This is a genomic window from Paraburkholderia sp. BGA-UO-ETr-F12 (assembly GCF_059567945.1).
On sequence record NZ_JCAQOZ010000038.1, the window covers coordinates 1 to 15,758 of the forward strand.

14 protein-coding genes are annotated in these 15,758 nt (G+C 60.8%); 3 read left to right on the forward strand and 11 right to left on the reverse strand.

The features are described 5' to 3' along the window. Positions 1-260: 260 nt before the first annotated feature. From AC57B6_RS16910 to AC57B6_RS16925, 4 genes are all read right to left on the reverse strand, one after another. On the reverse strand, positions 261-1,079 hold the full coding sequence (locus tag AC57B6_RS16910; RefSeq protein WP_028199271.1) for an ABC transporter permease subunit: 819 nt from the start codon (positions 1,077-1,079) through the stop codon (positions 261-263). After that, positions 1,079-2,008 carry an ABC transporter permease subunit gene (locus AC57B6_RS16915; protein ID WP_028199272.1) on the reverse strand — a complete coding sequence of 310 codons (930 nt, stop codon included), beginning with the start codon at positions 2,006-2,008 and terminating at the stop codon, positions 1,079-1,081. The genes AC57B6_RS16910 and AC57B6_RS16915 overlap by 1 nt, the downstream gene beginning before the upstream one ends. Beyond that, positions 2,005-3,171: an ABC transporter ATP-binding protein gene (locus tag AC57B6_RS16920; RefSeq protein ID WP_028199273.1), complete on the reverse strand. Its 1,167-nt coding sequence runs from the start codon at positions 3,169-3,171 to the stop codon at positions 2,005-2,007. The genes AC57B6_RS16915 and AC57B6_RS16920 overlap by 4 nt, the downstream gene beginning before the upstream one ends. Positions 3,172-3,263: 92 nt before the next feature. Then, the gene (locus tag AC57B6_RS16925; protein ID WP_454805849.1) at positions 3,264-4,364 is read right to left on the reverse strand and encodes a polyamine ABC transporter substrate-binding protein; all 1,101 of its coding nucleotides are present in this window, start codon (positions 4,362-4,364) and stop codon (positions 3,264-3,266) included. Between the two features lie 801 nt (positions 4,365-5,165). On the opposite strand from AC57B6_RS16925, the gene AC57B6_RS16930 reads away from it, so the two are divergent. Together AC57B6_RS16930 and AC57B6_RS16935 are read left to right on the forward strand one after the other, a co-directional pair. Further along, positions 5,166-6,494 (forward strand): phospholipase A, encoded by a 1,329-nt coding sequence (locus tag AC57B6_RS16930; RefSeq protein ID WP_496421757.1) that lies wholly within the window; start codon positions 5,166-5,168, stop codon positions 6,492-6,494. A gap of 145 nt (positions 6,495-6,639) precedes the next feature. Then, the gene (locus AC57B6_RS16935) at positions 6,640-6,843 is read left to right on the forward strand and encodes a DUF1289 domain-containing protein (protein ID WP_030103029.1); all 204 of its coding nucleotides are present in this window, start codon (positions 6,640-6,642) and stop codon (positions 6,841-6,843) included. 141 nt (positions 6,844-6,984) lie between these two features. On the opposite strand, the gene AC57B6_RS16940 is transcribed toward AC57B6_RS16935, so the two are convergent. The 4 genes from AC57B6_RS16940 to AC57B6_RS16955 form a co-directional block, all read right to left on the reverse strand. After that, a complete protein-coding gene (locus tag AC57B6_RS16940) occupies positions 6,985-7,647 on the reverse strand; it encodes an OmpW/AlkL family protein (RefSeq protein WP_252888052.1) in 663 nt (220 codons plus the stop codon). 70 nt (positions 7,648-7,717) lie between these two features. Beyond that, a complete protein-coding gene (locus AC57B6_RS16945) occupies positions 7,718-8,908 on the reverse strand; it encodes an NAD(P)H-dependent flavin oxidoreductase (RefSeq protein WP_030103028.1) in 1,191 nt (396 codons plus the stop codon). A gap of 302 nt (positions 8,909-9,210) precedes the next feature. After that, a complete protein-coding gene (locus AC57B6_RS16950) occupies positions 9,211-10,803 on the reverse strand; it encodes an ABC-F family ATPase (RefSeq protein ID WP_028199279.1) in 1,593 nt (530 codons plus the stop codon). A gap of 145 nt (positions 10,804-10,948) precedes the next feature. Beyond that, positions 10,949-11,920: an NAD(P)-dependent oxidoreductase gene (locus AC57B6_RS16955; protein ID WP_444516497.1), complete on the reverse strand. Its 972-nt coding sequence runs from the start codon at positions 11,918-11,920 to the stop codon at positions 10,949-10,951. Positions 11,921-12,091: 171 nt separating this feature from the next. On the opposite strand from AC57B6_RS16955, the gene AC57B6_RS16960 reads away from it, so the two are divergent. Beyond that, positions 12,092-12,298 carry a dodecin gene (locus AC57B6_RS16960; protein WP_028199281.1) on the forward strand — a complete coding sequence of 69 codons (207 nt, stop codon included), beginning with the start codon at positions 12,092-12,094 and terminating at the stop codon, positions 12,296-12,298. A gap of 232 nt (positions 12,299-12,530) precedes the next feature. Here AC57B6_RS16960 and AC57B6_RS16965 read toward each other — a convergent pair whose 3' ends face one another. The 3 genes from AC57B6_RS16965 to AC57B6_RS16975 form a co-directional block, all read right to left on the reverse strand. After that, on the reverse strand, positions 12,531-13,625 hold the full coding sequence (locus AC57B6_RS16965) for a BMP family ABC transporter substrate-binding protein (RefSeq protein WP_030103026.1): 1,095 nt from the start codon (positions 13,623-13,625) through the stop codon (positions 12,531-12,533). 67 nt (positions 13,626-13,692) lie between these two features. Further along, on the reverse strand, positions 13,693-14,622 hold the full coding sequence (locus tag AC57B6_RS16970) for an ABC transporter permease (protein ID WP_030103025.1): 930 nt from the start codon (positions 14,620-14,622) through the stop codon (positions 13,693-13,695). Between the two features lie 18 nt (positions 14,623-14,640). Further along, the gene (locus AC57B6_RS16975; RefSeq protein WP_028199284.1) at positions 14,641-15,747 is read right to left on the reverse strand and encodes an ABC transporter permease; all 1,107 of its coding nucleotides are present in this window, start codon (positions 15,745-15,747) and stop codon (positions 14,641-14,643) included. Positions 15,748-15,758: the final 11 nt, after the last annotated feature.

The window sequence follows — 15,758 nt, forward strand, 5'->3', positions numbered from 1 at the left end:
CTGAGTCATGGCGGACTCCTTGCGGTTCGCTGTTTGCGCTGGCGCTCCGGGCTACGCCCTTCGCGCCAGCGCAAACAGCACGAGAAACCAACCACTGTCAGATTTAGTCTAGTTCAATACACTTTTGCCTACTTTTCTTTGCGGCCGGCAAAGAAAAGTAGGTGCCCCCCCGCACAGGGGGAACGCTAATAGACCACTACCAAAGCAAGGAAAGGCCAAAGAGCGAAATCAACAACACTCCGCCGAACAGGCAAAAAAACCTAAACCGCCATAACAGCCCTCTTCCTCTCAGCCCGCTGCATAAAATAGTTCGCCAAAACCACCCCAACAGTAACAACAGCAATAAACAACGTAGCCAACGCATTCATCTCCGGATTCAACCCAAGCCGAACGCGAGAGAACACAACCAGCGGCAGCGTCGTCGACCCAGGTCCCGACAAAAACGCCGACAGAACCAGATCGTCAATCGACAAAGTGAACGACAACAGCCACCCAGAAACCAGCGCCTGCGAAATCAACGGCAACGTAATGAAGAAAAACACCTTAAGCGGCGTCGCCCCAAGATCAAGCGCGGCTTCTTCAAGAGAAGGATTCAACTCCTTCACACGCGACTGCACGATGATGGCCACATAGGAAATACACAACATCACGTGCCCGATCCAGATCGTGAAAATGCCGCGCCCGGCAGGCCACCCCAACCACTTGGCCATTTCGATGAACAGCAGCAACAACGAAATCCCCTGAATCACCTCGGGAATCACCAGCGGCGCATTGATCATTCCGGTATAAAGCGTAAACCCGCGAAACCGCCCCATGCGGGCCAGAACAAACCCGGCCCACGTACCGATAATCACCGACGCAAACGCCGTCAGCAACGCCACACGCAACGACAACCACGCCGCCGCAATCAACTCGTCGTCCTGCAACAGCGCCGCATACCAGCGCGTGGAAAACCGCGTCCACACCGTGACCAGTTGCGATTCGTTGAACGAATACACAATCAGACTCACGATCGGAATGTAGAGAAACAGAAACCCGATCCCCAGGGCAATGAACTGCAAAATCCGGTTCGGCTTCATCAGCGCCTTTCCTCCATCGCCTTCGCCTGCGCGTACTGGAAAAACGCCATCGGCACCAATAACAACAACACCATCGCGCACGTCACGGCAGACGCCATCGGCCAATCGGCATTGTCGAAGAACTCATTCCACATCACGCGGCCAATCATCAACGTGTTCGCACCGCCCAGCAATTCCGGAATCACATACTCGCCGACCGCCGGAATGAACACCAGCAAACAACCCGCAATAATGCCGTTCTTCGACAACGGCAAGGTGATCTGCCAGAACGCGCGCCATGGCTTCGCGCCGAGATCGTAGGCGGCTTCCAGCAAGGTCATGTCCATCTTCACCAGATGCGCGTAAAGCGGCATCACGAGAAACGGCAGGTACGAATACACCATGCCGATATAAACCGCCGTGTTGGTGTGATACAACTCGATCGGCGTATGGATCAGCCCCGTCGACATCAGGAAGTTATTCAGCAAACCATTATTCTTCAGGATACCGATCCATGCATACACGCGAATCAGAAACGAGGTCCAGAACGGCAGCATCACCGCCATCATCAGCAAATTTCGGCTCGCCGGATTCGATCGCGCAATGTAGTACGCCATCGGATAACCGATCAGCAAACACAGCAGCGTGGACACCGCCGCGACTACCACCGAATTCACATAGGTCGCGAAATAGAGGCTGTCGGTCAGCAGAAACGCATAGTGCGACAGGTCCAGCGCGACGTGAATCACGCCATCCGTATACGTCGTGAGTTCCGTATAGGGTGGAATGCCAAGCTGCAAATCGGCAAAACTGATCTTCACGACCAGCAGGAACGGCACGAGGAAAAATAGCAGCAGCCAGATGAACGGGCCGGCCACCACCGCGGTGCGGCCGGTCAGATTGAAACGGCGCACCGGCCACGACGCGAGAGAACTGATCGAGCGCTTCATGACGTCAGCACCACACCGGCCGACGCGCTCCAGCGCACATAGACTTCGTCGCCCCAGGCGGGCGGATCGATCTCAGTCAAGGCAAGGCTCGTCACGTTGGCGATCACCGTTTTGCCGGCGTCGAGCTTCACGTGATACAGCGAATAGCCGCCCATGTAGGCGACGTTCGTCACCACGCCCTTGCCCCAGTTGTAGGTGCCTTCGGGTGGCTTGCGCGTGAGTGCGATGCGCTCGGGCCGCACCGAGATCGTCACCGGCATGCCGAGCGGCCCGGTAATGCCGTGACTTACGTAAAGACGAACCGGCAGATCGGGCGTTTCGATGAACACGTGATCGGGTTCATCTTCGACGACATTGCCGTCGAACAGATTGGTCGAGCCGATGAACTCGGCCGAAAAGCGGCTGTTCGGATACTCGTACACTTCGTGCGGCGTGCCAAGCTGGATGATCTCACCCTCGCTCATCACCGCAAGACGATCGGCCATCGTCATCGCCTCTTCCTGGTCGTGCGTGACCATCATGCAAGTCACGCCGACCTTGTCGAGGATGTTCACCAGTTCGATCTGCGTACGCTGACGGATCTGCTTGTCGAGTGCCGACATCGGTTCGTCGAGCAACAGCAGCTTTGGCCGCTTGACGAGCGAGCGCGCGAGCGCCACCCGCTGCTGCTGACCACCGGAGAGCTGATGCGGCTTACGCTTCGCAAAGCGGCCCATCTGCACGAGATCGAGCGCATTCTGCACGCGGTCCTTCAGTTCGGCTTTCGGCACGCCCTCCTGCTTCAGCCCGAACGCGACGTTGGCCTCGACCGTCATGTGGGGAAACAGCGCATACGACTGGAACATCATGTTGACCGGCCGGCGATAAGGCGGCAATTGCGCCAGGTCTTCCCCGTCGATCAAGATCTTGCCCGACGTGATCGATTCGAGCCCGGCCAGCATGCGCAACAAGGTCGACTTGCCACAGCCGGAACTGCCGAGCAACGCAAACAGCTCGCCCTTTTTCACCGACAGGTTGACCCCTTTCACCGCGACGGTCTCGCCAAATTTCTTCACGACGTCGACGATCTGGATGAAATTCTCTGCTGCGTCGCCCGCTTGGGCGCTCAGGCCCGGAAACGGCGCGGCGGTCCCTGCCAGCGCGCCCGACTGGTCACTACTCATCACAATGCTTTACTCCGGCTTTTGACGAACAAAGCCCCCGGTGGACACCGAGGGCTTCATGATGATACTTACCCGTTCACTCCCGCTGCGAGTCAGCGGCCGGACTTGAATTCAGTCCACAGCCGCGTTTGCAGGCGCTGGATTTCCGGCGGCAGCGGCTTCAACAGGAACAGCGTCTTGATGACTTCAGGCGACGGGTACACAGCCGGGTCGTTCGCCACGTCCTTGTCCACATACTTGCGCGCTTCGAGGTTGGCGCTCGGATAGTAGACGGCGTTGGTGATCGCGGCATGGACCTGCGGCGTTTCGATGTAGTTGATCCACTCGAGCGCGGCTTCCTTGTTCTTCGCGTCCTTCGGAATCGCCATCACGTCGAACCACACCGGAGCCCCGCCCTTCGGAATGTAGTACTCGATCTTGTAAGGCTTCTTCGCCTCGATCGCGCGATGCTTGGCGATCACGACGTCGCCCGACCAGCCGTACGCGAAGCACACGTCACCGCCAACCAGATCGTTGATATAGCCCGACGAGTTGAACTGCGTGATGTACGGGCGGATCTTCTTCATCATCTCGAGCGCGGCACGGTAGTCAGCCGGATTCGTGCTCATCGGATCGCGGCCGATGTAATGCAGCGCGGCGGCGAACATCTGGTCCGGGGCGTCGAGCACGGACACGCCGCAGGCTTTCAGCTTCGAAATGTTTTCCGGCTTGAAGAGGATGTCCCAGTTGTCGAGCGGCACATTCTTGCCGAGGATCTGCTGCGCCTTGGTGACGTTGTACGCGAGGCCGGTCGTGCCGTATGCCCAGGGTACCGTGTACTTGTTGCCGGGATCGGCGCCGGCCACGAGGGCCATCAGCGACGGGTCGAGGTATTTGAGGTTCGGCAGCTTCGATTTGTCGAGCGGCGCGAAGATGCCGGCGGCAATCTGCTTGCCGGCGTAATTGCTGGTCGGCACGACGATGTCGTAGCCCGAATTACCTGTGAGGAGCTTGGCTTGCAGCGTGTCGTCGCTGTCGTAGTTGTCGTATTTAACCTGGACGCCGGTCTGCTTGGTGAAGTTCGGAATGGTGTCCTTGGCAATGTAATCGGACCAGTTATACACGTTCAACTGCGTATCTTTCGCAGCGGCCGTCAACCAGGACGTCGCGCACAAGACCAGCGCCGCCATTTGCACCACTACCCGTCTTTTCATTCCGTTCTCCGATCCTGACCGTCCCGAGCCGGCCATCTTCGTCCACGCCGCGGCACACCGCTCGCGGCTCCCCTGAAAAACCCGAAAACTACCATTAATTATTGCGCGCACCAAAAAAAATGCTGAGATGTCGCGCAAACGGTACAGCGCAAGCCGTGCCGCTACAAAATGGGCGCAATTTTAGCGGGTTATCGGCGCGTGTCTACCCGAAAAAAACACCAGTGGCAGCCTCGGTATTGCGCCGCTGTCCTGCCGCCCCGTTGCGGCGCCATCGCCGCGGCCGGTTTGCATCGGGGCTGCAGTCAACGGCCGCTTGCTACGAATTTTATGCCGTGCAGCTCACTCGATAGAAGCCTATACCAGCCGACACGGCAAGACGCGCGATGGGCGCGCGGCGGCTCGAAGACGGCGCGGCTTGACTCTGACGCTGGCCCGGCTGGCCTGACAGCGCGGGCTCCAGGCTGCGTTCCCCATCTGGTTCGACGGCGCGCTGTTGCGGCTGTTCGGCTGTTGGCGTTCAGCCGATAAAGCTGATTTGGCTCGAACCATTTGCAGATGCAGTGATTTTGTAAGTATTCTCCGAACATCTCGTCGTGACCCGTGCCGCTGCCCGCAGCGGCGCGGCGCGTTTCATGCTGCCCGGTTGGCGGCCGCCGCCGGTATTCATCCGGTTGGCGCTTTGAGCCACTTTCGCGCTTTTTTCTAGCGCCCTGCGCGGCCAGTCCGGTGTGCCGGTGTGTCGTTGTTTGACACACAACCGTCGCCCGTTGGCTCGCTGCCTTGCTATCAGGACGACACCCCATGCGTTTTCACGCTTTATTCGCTAACCTCGCCCCCGCCACGCCGCCTCAAGCTCGCCACGCCATCCCGCGCATTTCACGCAGCACCTTCCTGTCCTTGCTCTTTGCAATCGCCGCACTCTCCGGTGAGGCTCATGCGACGGTCGCCATGTTGCAGCCGGCGCGCGTGGCCGCCGCCGACGAACCGTTGCAACTCACCCTGCTCTATTCCGCCGACGACGCGAAGCCTCTCAAGGTCGTCGTCCCGCCGACGCTCCGCGTGAACTTGAGCAGCGCGGAACAGGCGCCGCAACCGCTCGAACTCAAGCGAGAACCCGGTGTGCCCGACACCTTGAACTTGCGGCCCGGCCAGTTTCGCAAAGTAGGGTTTTCGGCGCCCTGGCCGCAGTCAGCGCGCGGCGAAGTCCGGATCGACCCGGTGGGATTCGACGCATCGCCGGCGATTGTCGCGATCAACCGCGGGCCGCAGCAGAACGCGGTTGCCCAGGCGGAGCGTGCCGAGAGCCGGGCAACCTCACCTGCCCAGGTCGCCGAACAGGCCGCCGTCGTAGACGGGCCGACGGGCGACGCGATGTCCCCGCCCGGCGACTCGCTGGCCACCACTGGACGCGGCATCCTCTCGCACATCTCCTACTACGAACCGATGTATTTCGCCGTCGGCCACAACGGCGATACGAACGCGAGGCTGCAATTGAGTTTCAAATACCGCATCCTGATGCCGGACGATTTGCGCTCAAAGGCCCTGCGCGACAACCTGTATTTCGCCTACACCCAGACCTCGATCTGGGATCTGTCCGCCGATTCGCGGCCGTTTCGCGACACAACCTACTCCCCGCAGTTGTTCTACTACGTGCCGGACACCGGATGGCGCAGCCCATTTTTCACGCGCATGGGTTTTGCCGCAGGCTTCGCGCACGAATCGAACGGCAAGGCGGGTTCGGACTCGCGCAGCATCAACATGCCCTTCATCCGTCCGACATGGGAATTCGGCAATCTCGACGGCAACCATCTGACCGTGTCGCCGAAAATCTATTACTACCTCGGCACGAGCAACAACCCCGATATCGCCGACTATCGCGGCTACGTCGATCTGCTGGTCAAATACGGCAGCGCCGACGGCTGGCAACTCGCGACCACGTTGCGCAAAGGCACCAAACACTGGTACGGCAGCATCGACTCGCAATTCACCTATCCGCTGGCCAAACTGCTGGGCAGTGCGTGGGGCGGCTATATCTGGGTGGGGTATTTCAACGGATACGGCGAGGACCTGCTCGACTACAACAACCGCCAGCACTGGATGGCGCGAATCGGCTACAGCATTTCGCGCTGACGCGCGTGATCCGGACCGGCACGAGCACTGCGTGTGGATCCGGCCAACCGTGCGTGTATCCGTGCCACGACGAGGGTCACGCCGGAGTGTGTTCGCCGCATCGGATAACATAGCGGAACTCCGCTTTTCCGCCCCAAGGTTTCCGATGGCTTCGAATCTCCACGATCTTCCCGACAGCCCGTGCATCGGCGTCTGTTCCACGCTTTTCGACGAAGTCTGCAAAGGCTGCGGCCGCACCGCAACCGAAGTGTCCAACTGGGTATTCCTGAGCGACGAGGAAAAGCACGCCGTTTGGGTACGCATCGAGCAGGACGGCACGGCGATGCGTTTCAAGAACGACAAGTTATAGCCCTTTGACACTGTGGCCGCCCGCACGGGCCTTGCCTGTCGGCGAATCCATCTCCCGATTCGGATCGAAATTGCAATAAAAAACGCCGGAAGTTCCGGCGTTTTTGCATGAGGAGCGAGGCTTCTCCAGCGCGAACGGTGATCAGAACCGCATACCGACACCCAGGCCCACCACCAACGGATCGATATTCAGCCGGCCGAGCGGCTGACCGCCAAGCGTTGCGTCGGTGTGCATCCAGATCTTCTTGATGTCCGCGTTGACAAATAGCGATTTGGTCACCTGCACGTCTACACCGGCCTGCAATGCAGGACCGAAGCTGTGGTTGTTGATTGAGATCGACTGACCGCCCGCGTTGAGGCCGTTGTTATAGAACAACGTATAGTTCAGGCCCGCACCGACGTACGGACGGATACGCCCCGCGTGGTTGAAGTGGTACTGCAACAACAGCGTCGGCGGCAACACATTCACGCCGCCGAGATTGCCGAGACTCGAGGTCAACTGATGACGCGACGTGCCGAGAATCAGTTCGACGCCCAGGTAGTCGCGAATCATGTAGGTGAAATCCAGCTCCGGCACGATGGCGTTGTTGACGCCCACATTGAGTGCCGACAGCGACTGATTGGTCTTCACGTCCGGCATGATGCTGATTGCGCGCAATCGCACCAGTACGTCGCCGGCGTGGATGCCGTTCATCTGATCGCCGCCGGCAACCTGTGCGTGCGCCTGCTGCGCCAACGCGCCCGCGCCTAACAGGCACGCTGCGACGGCAGTGGCCTTGATTCTGTTCCTGAGCGAGTGCTTCATGTGCTTCCCCGAGTGTTTGTGTGCGTGCGGGGATTGTCGAAGGTCCCGCCAGGCTTCGCGTTGACCCGCGTCAACCCAGCGAAAACGCCCATCGCCCTGCGACAGCGGGTCGCGTCGCACCGGTCAGCAGCAGTTCGATCAGGTCGTGGACGCTGCGAATGGCCGTGCCGAACGGCAACGCTTCGCGCCCGCGAAAGAACAGACCGTTGGCCACATCGCCGCGCAATGCCGCGGCGAGCCGCGTGTCGATGCAGAAGTGGCCGAACTTCTCGACACCGTCACGCCAACCGCAGACGCTTAGGCATTCAAGCGCGGTTGGACAAACGTGTTTGAGCGCACCGAGCTTGTCGCGAATTTTTGTTTCGTGGCGCAGATAGCGCATCAGCCACGGCGTTTTCACGGCGCGCGCGGGCAACCCCGTCACACTGACAAATTCGACAATGTCGTCCGGTGTTGCTTCGGCCAGCACGCGCTTGAAGTTCGGATGCGCATCACCTTCCTCGGTCACGGCGAATGGTGTGCCGAGTTGCACGCCGCTGGCGCCGGCGCTCAGGAGCTCGCGCACGGCTTCGTGACTATTGATGCCACCCGCGACGATCAAAGGCACGTCCTGCCGACTCAGGCCGAGCGAAGTGAACACCGTCTCGAGTTCCTCGAGCACACGCAGGAAGTCGAAGCGCGGGTCTTGCAGGTCGGCGAGATTGGCCACACCGAGATGACCACCCGCGTGGGCCGGATGTTCGATCACGACGGCATCGGGCAAACGGCCTTTTTTCATCCACTTCTTCAGCACCAGCGCGACACCGCGGCTATCGGACAGAATCGGGATCAGTGCGATATCGTGGGCCTGGGTCATGTCCGGCAAGTCGAGCGGCAGGCCCGCGCCCATGACGATCGCGTCAGCGCCGTTCTCGCAGGCGACGCGCACATAGTCTGCTTGCGCATTGACTGCCTTCATCACATTGACGGCAACCATGCCGCGGCCTTCGGCGAGCGCTTTGGCGGCGTGTATTTCACGAGCCAGCGCGGTGAGGTTCGCCTGTTCGAGCGTGGCCCGATCAGGCGACTGCCGGCAAAGTTCGACCAGATCGGCATGGTGATGGCGCAGGTCGATGCTCGCGATGGTGCCGAGTGCGCCCTCGCGGGCGACGCTGCCTGCCAGACGGTGAGCCGAGATGCCGACGCCCATGCCGCCCTGTACGATCGGAAGCAGCGAGCGGCCGCGGATAACAAGCGGGGGGAACAAGTGAGAGGTAAGCATTGACGACCCGATGGATGAACTATCGAAACGCTGATAATCGGTCGTCGGGCGCGGCGCGCGTTGTGCTGGGTCAATGAACCTGGTTAGCTGTCGGGTTTTACGTCCGATTAGTTGATCTTGGTCGCTTCACGGTGAGGTCTATGGATCTTCCGTTGCAACGCCTGCGGATCCGTGCATCTGCGAAACCAGGGGCCTTCTGGGTCGGGACAAACTGCAAGCGGAACGTTTGCCGCGTGGCATGAAAAAAGCCCGCTTCGAAAAAGCGGGCTTTGCCTGACGCGATACCGTGCAACAAGAAGCGCTTATTGCACGCCCTGGCTCAACAGGAAGTCCTCATAGTTGCCGCCGAAGTCGTTCAGCGTGCCGTCGGTGCGCACTTCGATGATCCGGTTCGCCAGACCGCTCACGAACTCGCGGTCGTGCGACACGAAAATCAGCGTGCCTTCGTACTTGTCCAACGCGATCTGCAGCGATTCGATCGACTCCATGTCCATGTGGTTGGTCGGCTCGTCCATCAGCATCACATTGTGGCGGCCCAGCATCAGCTTGCCCCAGATCATGCGGCCCTTCTCACCACCGGAGAGCACCTTGACCGACTTGCGGATGTCGTCGGCATTGAACAGCAGACGGCCGAGCGTGCCGCGCACCATCTGCTCGTCGTCGCCTTCCTGGCGATAACCGTCGATCCATTCCATCAGCGTGACGTCGTCCGGGAATTCTTCGTACGTATCCTGCGGCATGTAACCGACGTTCGCGTTTTCGGCCCACTTCACCGTGCCGTGGTCCAGCGTGAGCTTGCCGAGCAGCGAGCGCAACAACGTGGTCTTACCCGCGCCGTTCTCGCCAATGATCGCGATACGCTCGCCCGGCTGCACGCTGATGCTGAAATCGTTGAAGATCGTGCGCTCGTACTTCTTCGAGATCTTGTCCGCCACCACCGCGATGTTGTGCAGCTTCTTCTCGTACTCGAAGCGGATGAACGGGTTCTGCCGCGACGACGGCTTGAATTCCTCGATCTTGATCTTGTCGATCATCTTCAGACGGCTGGTAGCCTGACGCGCCTTCGACTTATTGGCCGAGAAGCGGCGCACGAAATCCTGCAGGTCTGCAACACGCTCCTTCGCCTTGGCGTTGGCGTTCTGCTGACGCTCGCGCGCCTGCGTGCTGGCCAGCATGTAGTCGTCGTAATTGCCCGGATAGACCTTCAGCGTGCCGAAGTCCATGTCGGCCATGTGCGTGCAGACCTGGTTCAAAAAGTGACGATCGTGCGAGATGATGATCATCGTCGAGTTGTACTGGTTGAGCACGTCTTCCAGCCAACGGATCGAGTTGATGTCCAGGTTATTGGTCGGTTCGTCCAGCAGCAGCACGTCCGGCTTCGAGAACAACGCCTGCGCGAGCAGCACGCGCAGTTTCCAGCCCGGCGCGACATTGCTCATCGGGCCGTTGTGATCTTCAATCGCGATACCGATGCCAAGCAGCAGCTCGCCCGCGCGCGCTTCGGCGGTGTAACCGTCGTACTCGGCGAACTTCGCCTCGAGTTCGGCGGCGTGCATGTAGTCGTCGTCAGTCGCATCCGGGTTCGCGTAGATCGCGTCGCGCTCGGTCATGGCGGCCCACATTTCCGTGTGGCCCATCATCACGACGTCGAGCACGCGCACGTCTTCATACGCGAACTGATCCTGGCGCAGCTTGCCGAGGCGGACGTTCGGTTCGAGCATCACGTTGCCGGAGCTCGGTTCCAGATCGCCCCCCAGAATCTTCATGAAGGTGGATTTTCCGCAGCCGTTCGCACCGATCAGGCCATACCGGTTCCCTTCCCCGAATTTGACCGAGATGTTTTCGAAGAGGGGCTTTGGCCCGAATTGCATGGTGATATTGGCGGTAGACAGCACGGCGCGTCCTTAAAGGTGATATCGGCGAACAACCCAATATTTTAGCAGGTTATCGAGAAATCGACCCACACAGGCGCCGCGCCCGCGTGTTTTGACGCCGTGTTCACGTTACGTTCACGCCACGTTGACACGGACCGCCGCCCTTCTAGCCGCAGCGCGGCGTCTGCAAAACGTCGATGAAGGCCGACAGATCGGCCTCGGCAAGCCCCATCGCGGCGCCAAGCCGCAACAGTTGCTGGACTGTCGATGAAACCGGCATCGGCGTGCCGGTTTCATACGCAGTCGCGGCAACGGTGTCGACGTCCTTCTGGAACGTGCGGAATGCGCCGATCGGCGCGAGGCCGCTTTGCGTCATACGCGGCACGAAAGTCTGCAGCAACACCGAATCGGCCCAGCCGCCGGCCAGGCCCTGCGTGAGTTTGGCGGCATCGATGCCGCTGCGCTGCGCAAGGCTCACTGCCTCGGCAATCGCCGCAACAGTCGCGGTGACGATGGCCTGATTACAGAGTTTGGTGGTTTGCCCCGCGCCGACCTCGCCCATATGGGTGACGCGGGCGGAGTACGCGCCGAGCAGCGGCGTCACCGCCTCGACGTCCGCTATGGCGCCGCCCGCCATGATCGCCAGCGTGCCTGCCGTCGCGCCCGCGACGCCGCCTGATACAGGTGCGTCGATCCAGCCGATGCTTGCCGTGCGCCCACTCTCAAGCGCTTGCCCAGCCTTGCCACCGCTCGCGCCCGCCCCCGCCATACCTGCCGCCCCAGTTACGCCGGCAACCGTCGCCGCACGCTGCGCGAATGCCCTCGTCGCGGCCGGTGGAATGCTCGAGTGATCGACGATCCAGCGCACCCGTGCCGGCGCCGCGGCATCCGCGCTCAGCAGCCCTTGTGCACCGAATACCGTTTCCTCGACCGCCGCTGCATTCGCGACACAGAGCAGCACCACCTCGCATCGCGAGGCCAATTCGCGCGGCGTGTCGACCACCTTGGCGCCGTCCGCCAATAACGCTTCCGCCTTGGCCCGCGTGCGATTCCAGACATGCACGGTATGCCCCGCGCGCAGCAGATGCCGGATCATCGGCGCGCCCATGAGACCGGGACCGCAAAAACCAATTTCCACTTTCGAGCCTCGTCAGATTTCGGATGGAGTTGCGCGGACATCATAACGGCGTCGCCTCGCCGCGGCATATCGGGCACGCGATGTGCGGGATGACTGGCCCATACGAAGACACCGGCCGCCATCCATTGCCTATACTTTTTTCACACCAACGAAGATCAAAGGAGGAAGTTCATGTCAGATCACGTCTACAAACAAATCGAACTGACCGGCTCATCGACCAAATCGATCGACGACGCAATCAGCACCGCGATTGCAAAAGCGTCGAAGACGCTGCGCAACCTGCACTGGTTCGAAGTCACGGAAACGCGGGGCCAGATCGAGAACGACAAGGTTGCTTACTGGCAGGTGACCATTAAGGTCGGCCTGCGCATCGACTAGCGCTGAGCCCGAGCGTCTGAAACGATCCTCAATAGATAATCCGAAGCAAAAAAAAGCTGCGTCCGCAGTGGACGCAGCACCTTAAAGCAGCGGTTGCTGAAACCGCCGCCTGGTCGATCGCGATCCTGTCGATTGTTACTTGTTACTCGTCACGCGTTACGCGCCAGATCGCGACCCGGCCCGCAATCACACGACCCGCACGCGACCCCACGCAATACCCGCGTAAGCCAGATTACTTCGGCAACGAGCCGTCCACGCCTTCCACATACCAGTTCAGGCGTTGCAGTTCCGGATCGGTCAGCGTCTTGCCTGCCGGCACCTTCACCGTGCCGGACTGGTCCTTGATCGGCCCGGTGAACACGTCCCACTTGCCGCCAGCCAGTTCATCGCGCTTCGCCGCGACCTGCTTCATCGCGTCAGCCGGAATCGCCGACGTATTCAAATCTTCGAGATTGACGGCTTTCTGCGGAATACCCCACCACACCGGATCGTTCTTCCACTTGCCGTCCAGCACCTGCTGGATCGCTGCGTTGTAATACACGCCCCAGTGCGCGACCACCGATCCAAGGTGCGCGTCCGGACCGAACTTCTTCATATCCGAATCCCAGCCAAATGCGTGCACGTGCTTTTCCGATGCGGTCGCGAGCGTCGCGCTCGAATCGGTGTTTTGCAGCAACACGTCGGCGCCCTGGCCGATCAACGTTTCAGCGGCCTGCTTTTCCTTGCCCGGATCGAACCAGCTGTTGATCCAGATGACCTTGGTATGAATCTTCGGATTCACCGAACGCGCGCCGAGCGTGTACGCGTTGATGTTGCGAACCACTTCAGGAATCGGCACCGAAGCCACGAAGCCGAGCGTGTTGGTTTTCGTCACATAGCCCGCAGCGACGCCGGCCAGATACGCGCCTTGATACATCCGCACGTCATAGGTGCCGAAATTCGGCGCCTTCTTGTAGCCGGTTGCGTGCAGGAACACGGTGTCGGGGAAATCCTTCGCGACTTTCAGTTCGAAGTCCTGATAGCCGAAGCTCGAGCCGATGATGATCTTATTGCCCTTGTTCGCCAGATCGCGGAACACGCGTTCCGAGTCGGCCGATTCCGGCACGTTCTCGATGCGGGTGATCTTGATCTTATTGCCGAATTTCGCCTCGGCTTCCTTCGAGCCCTGGTCGTGCGCATACGTCCAGCCGGCATCGCCAGGATTGCCGAGGTAGACGAACGCGACGCCCGGCGCATCGGCCGCCTGCGCGGTTTGCGCGAGCGGTGCGGCCAGCGCCAGCGAGGCCGCGCCCCAGGCGAAGGCGGTCAGCAGATTTCTTCTCTTCATGTTTTCTCCTGTCGTGTTTGTCGATTGATTTGAAACGTGTGGTCGGTCATATGAAATGGCGACCGCGTCAGCTCGCCGAGAAAAACGGCTTGCCGAGCGACGCGGGCGCATTCAGACGAATCGTGTTCGGGTTACGCGAAATCAGCACCAGCACGACGACGGTCGCGATGTACGGCAGCATCGCGAGAAACTGCGTCGGCACCGGCACGCCGATCGCCTGCGCGTAAAACTGCAAACCGGTCACGGCGCCGAACAGCAGCGCGCCGATCAGCAGGCGCCCCGGTCGCCATGTCGCAAACACCACCAGCGCGAGCGCGATCCAGCCACGGCCCGAGGTGAGCTGCTCCTGCCACAGGTGCAGGTTGACGATCGAATAGTAGCCACCCGCGAGACCCGCCATACCGCCACCGAAGGCCACCGCGCCATAACGCACGCCGATCACCGGAAAGCCGACCGAATGCGCGACCTGCGGCGATTCGCCGACCGAGCGCAGCACAAGTCCGGCTCGCGTGCGGTACAGGAACCAGCCGATCACCGCGAACATCAGGAACGCAAGGTAGTCGAGGGGCGTAAGGCTGAAGAACGCGGGCCCGAGCACGGGAATCTTCGAGAGAACGGGAATGGGCCACGTGTCGATCGTGGCGCGCACGGCAGCGGACGTGTACGGCTTGCCGACATAGGCCGACAGACCAATGCCGAAGATGGTCAACGACAAGCCGGTGGCGACCTGGTTGGCCAGCATGGTCAGCGTGAGGAACGCGAACAGCAGCGACATGGCGAGACCCGCACCGATCGCGGCAACTACACCGAGCCACGGGTTGCCGGTAATAGCGGTGACGGCGTAGCCGGTCACGGCGCCCATCAGCATCATGCCTTCCACGCCAAGATTGAGCACGCCCGACTTCTCGGTGACGAGTTCGCCCGCGCCCGCGAACATCAGCGGAATCGCGGCGGTGACGGCGCTCGAAGTGAGCGCGCTGGCTTGTTGAATATCCATGGAGATCCGCCGGGCAAATCAGTGGGCTTGCGCGGCGGCGGAACGCCGGCGCACGCGATAGTTCACGAACAGGTCGGCGCCCAGCAGGCAGAACAGCAGCAGCCCCTGGAACACGCCGGAGAGCGCCTGCGGCAACTGCATCGAGGTCTGCACCGCTTCGCCGCCGAGGTACAACAGCGCCATCAGCAGGCTCGCGAGCACGATGCCGATCGGATGCAGCCGTCCGACGAACACGACGATGATCGCGGTAAAGCCGTAACCCGGCGACCATGTCGCCTGCAACTGGCCAATCGGACCGGCGATCTCGCCCATACCGGCGAGTCCCGCGAGGCCGCCGCTGATCAGGAGCGACGTCCAGATGGTTTTCTTGTCGGAGAAGCCGGCGTAGCGCGCGGCGAGCGGCGCGAGGCCGCCGACGTTCATCCGGTAACCCGCGAAGCTCTTGCGCATGAACAGCCACACGCACGGAATCGCGATCAGCGTGATGAAAATGGAAGCGTTCAGGCGCGTGCCGCGTAACCATTTCCAGTGCCAGTCGCCGGAAAACGTCGGGTACAACGCGTCGCCGCTGAACATCTCCGAAAGCGGGAAGTTCATGCCCTGCGGATCGCGCCATGGGCCGCTCACCAGATAGATCAGCAACTGTGTGGCCACATACGTGAGCATCAGGCTGACAAGAATCTCGTTGGTATTGAAGCGGCTTTTCAGCAGCGCGGGAATCGCGGCCCACGCCATGCCGCCGAGCACGCCGGCGATCATCATGGTCGGCAGGATCCACCAGCCGGTGGCCTGATCGAAATAGATCGCGACGCCGCTGGCGGCAATGCCGCCAAGCAGCATCTGCCCTTCAGCGCCGATGTTCCAGACGTTGGCGCGATAGCCGATCGCAAGGCCAAGGCCGATCAGGCACAAGGGCGAGGCCTTCAGCAGCAGTTCGGACCAGCCATTCACGCTGGAGAGCGGTTCGATAAAGAACGCATGCATGGCTTCGAGCGGATCGCGACCCACCAGGCCGAAGATCAGAAAGCCGATTACGAGCGTAAGCAACGCGGCAATCAGTGGTACGGCGAGCTGCATCGTCCGCGACGGCGTCGTGCGTGCTTCGAGTCGATACGGAAGAATCATGGGAGCGTGTG